The organism is Streptomyces sp. BE20 (assembly GCF_036322525.1).
In the GTDB taxonomy this organism is placed as follows: Bacteria; Actinomycetota; Actinomycetes; order Streptomycetales; family Streptomycetaceae; genus Kitasatospora.
The window spans coordinates 1-2,671 of the sequence record NZ_JAQYWW010000837.1 but is presented as its reverse complement, the minus strand read 5'-3'; the positions used below and the strand labels follow the sequence as shown (position 1 = coordinate 2,671).

Here is a 2,671-nt window from a genome sequence, read left to right as displayed (position 1 = left end):
GGCGCGGTTGAAGCGTGGTGGTCTGTCGGCGATGGCGTCGGGTGAGGCGTTGGCGTTGTTCGACGCGGCGTTGGGTTCGTCGGAGGCGGTGTTGGTGCCGACGCGGTTGGACTGGGGGGTGTTGCGGTCGCAGGCGGCGAGTGGTGAGTTGAACCCGTTGTTGCGCGGGCTGGTTCGCACTCCCCGCCGCACCGCCACCACCACCACGGCCGACGACGCGGCCGGCTTCGCCGTCAGGCTGGCCGCGCTGCCGGAACGCGAGCAGCACCGCGAACTCCTCGACCTGGTGCGTTCGGCCGCCGCGGCCGTCCTCGGGCACCCGTCCAAGAACGCCGTCGCCGCCGCCCAGGCGTTCAAGGAGACCGGGTTCGACTCGCTCGGCGCGGTGCAGCTGCGCAACCGGCTGGCCCGGGCGACCGGCGTGCGGCTCCCGGCGACGCTGGTCTTCGACCACCCGACCCCGCTCGAACTCGCCCGTCACCTGCGGTCCGAGCTCCTGCCGGAGCCGGAGGCCGGAGCCGCCGCCGGAGGCACCGTGCCGCAGGCCGGCCCGGCTCCGGAGCTCCCGCCCGCGGACGGGCCCGCCATCGCCGACCTGGACATCGACGGTCTGGTCGCCCGCGCGCTGCGCGGCCGTGGCTGACCGTCCCCCGATCCCGCGCTCACCGCTCCTTCCCGAAAGGCTGACATGACTACCACCATCGACGGCGCGGCCGCCTCCGACCAGACGGCGAGGCTGGTCGCGGCGCTGCGGGCCGCGCTCCAGGACAACGAGCAACTCGCCTCCGAGAAGGCAAAGTTGGAGGCGGCGGCCACCGAGCCGATCGCCATCGTCGGGATGGCCTGCCGGCTCCCCGGCGACGTCTCCTCCCCGGCCGAGCTGTGGCAGCTGGTCGCCGACGGCCGTGACGGCGTGGCCGAGTTCCCCGAGGACCGCGGTTGGGACCTCGACGGGCTGTTCGACCCCGACCCGGACCGGGCGGGCCGCTCCTACGTCCGCGAGGGCGGGTTCCTGCGCGGCGCCGCGGACTTCGACGCCGCCTTCTTCGGGATCTCGCCGCGCGAGGCGCTCGCCATGGACCCGCAGCAGCGGCTGCTGCTGGAGACGTCCTGGGAGGCCCTGGAGCGGGCCGGCTTCGACCCGGCGGACCTGCGCGGCACTCCCGTCGGCGTCTTCTCCGGTGTGATGTACCACGACTACGCCACCGGGCTGCGGAGCGTGCCCGAGGGGCTGGAGGGTTTCCTCGCCACCGGGACCTCGGGTTCGGTGGCCTCGGGCCGGGTCGCGTACACCCTCGGCCTGGAGGGGCCCGCGATCACCGTCGACACCGCCTGCTCCTCCTCCCTGGTCGCTGTCCACCTGGCCGCCCAGGCCCTGCGCAACGGCGAGTGCGTGCAGGCCCTGGCCGGGGGCGTCGCGGTGATGTCCCAGCCGTCGCCGTTCGTGGAGTTCTCCCGGCAGCGCGGCCTCGCGGTCGACGGCCGGTGCAAGGCGTTCGCCGACGCGGCCGACGGAACCGGCTGGGCGGAGGGTGTGGCCGTCCTGGTGCTGGAGCGGCTGTCGGACGCGCGGCGGCTGGGTCACGAGGTGCTGGCCGTGGTGCGGGGTTCGGCCGTCAACCAGGACGGTGCGTCGAACGGCCTGACCGCGCCCAACGGCCCCGCCCAGCAGCGGGTGATCCGGGCCGCGCTCGCCAACGCCCGGCTGACCGCGGCGGACGTCGACGCGGTCGAGGGCCACGGCACCGGCACGCCGCTCGGCGACCCGATCGAGGCACAGGCGGTGCTCGCCACCTACGGCAGGGGCCGCCCGGCCGAACAGCCGCTCTGGCTGGGCTCGTTGAAGTCAAACCTCGGGCACACCCAGGCGGCTGCCGGGGTCGCGGGCGTGATCAAGATGGTGGAGGCGCTGCGGCACGGTGTGCTGCCGAAGACCCTTCACGTGGACGAGCCGACCCGGCAGGTCGACTGGTCGGCCGGTGAGGTCAGGCTGCTGACCGAGGCCCGGCCGTGGCCCGAGCTGGACCGCCCGCGCCGGGCCGCCGTCTCGGCCTTCGGCGTGAGCGGCACCAACGCCCACGTGATCCTGGAGGAGGCGCCCGCGCCGGAGACGCCCGAGGCGCCGCACGCCCCGGAGGCACCGGAGGTCTCCGCGGCGCCGGACGCCGCGGCGCGCGCCGTCCCGGCCGTCCCCTGGCTGGTGTCCGCCGCCTCGGCCGTCGCCCTGCGTGCCCAGGCCGAGCGGCTGCTCGACTACGCCGACGCGCAGGGCCCGGACCAGACGGCTGCCGCCCGCGCGCTCGCCGAGGCCCGGGCGCTCCTGGCGCACCGCGCCGTCGTGGTGGCCGACACGCTGGACGGCCACCGCGGCGGACTGGCCGCGCTCGCGGGCGACGCCGCCGCACCCGGCCTGGTCACCGGCACGGCGGACGTCGCCGGCGAGACCGTCTTCGTGTTCCCGGGTCAGGGTTCGCAGTGGGTGGGGATGGGCCGGCGTCTGTCGGCCGAGTCTCCGGTGTTCGCCCGGGCCCTGGCGGAGGTGGAGGGTGCGCTGAAGCCTTATGTGGACTGGTCGTTGGTGGATGTGGTGAATCAGGTGCCGGGTGCCGCCTCGCTGGAGCGGGTGGATGTGGTGCAGCCGGTGTCGTTCGCCGTGATGGTGGGTCTGGCG

Annotated in this window: 3 protein-coding genes; 2 read left to right on the top strand and 1 reads right to left on the bottom strand. The window is 75.3% G+C overall.

Annotation, left to right across the window (positions count from 1 at the left end):
- Positions 1-180, bottom strand: a 180-nt coding sequence (locus PUR61_RS18015) for a hypothetical protein (protein ID WP_329879909.1), incomplete at its 3' end; no start/stop codon positions are given.
- On the opposite strand from PUR61_RS18015, the gene PUR61_RS18010 reads away from it, so the two are divergent.
- Together PUR61_RS18010 and PUR61_RS18005 are read left to right on the top strand one after the other, a co-directional pair.
- Entirely contained in the window at positions 161-643 is a 483-nt protein-coding gene (locus PUR61_RS18010; protein WP_329879908.1) for an acyl carrier protein, read from the top strand. The two genes, PUR61_RS18015 and PUR61_RS18010, sit on opposite strands and share 20 nt — an antisense overlap.
- A 45-nt stretch (positions 644-688) precedes the next feature.
- On the top strand, positions 689-2,671 hold a 1,983-nt coding region (locus tag PUR61_RS18005; RefSeq protein ID WP_329879907.1), incomplete at its 3' end, for a type I polyketide synthase.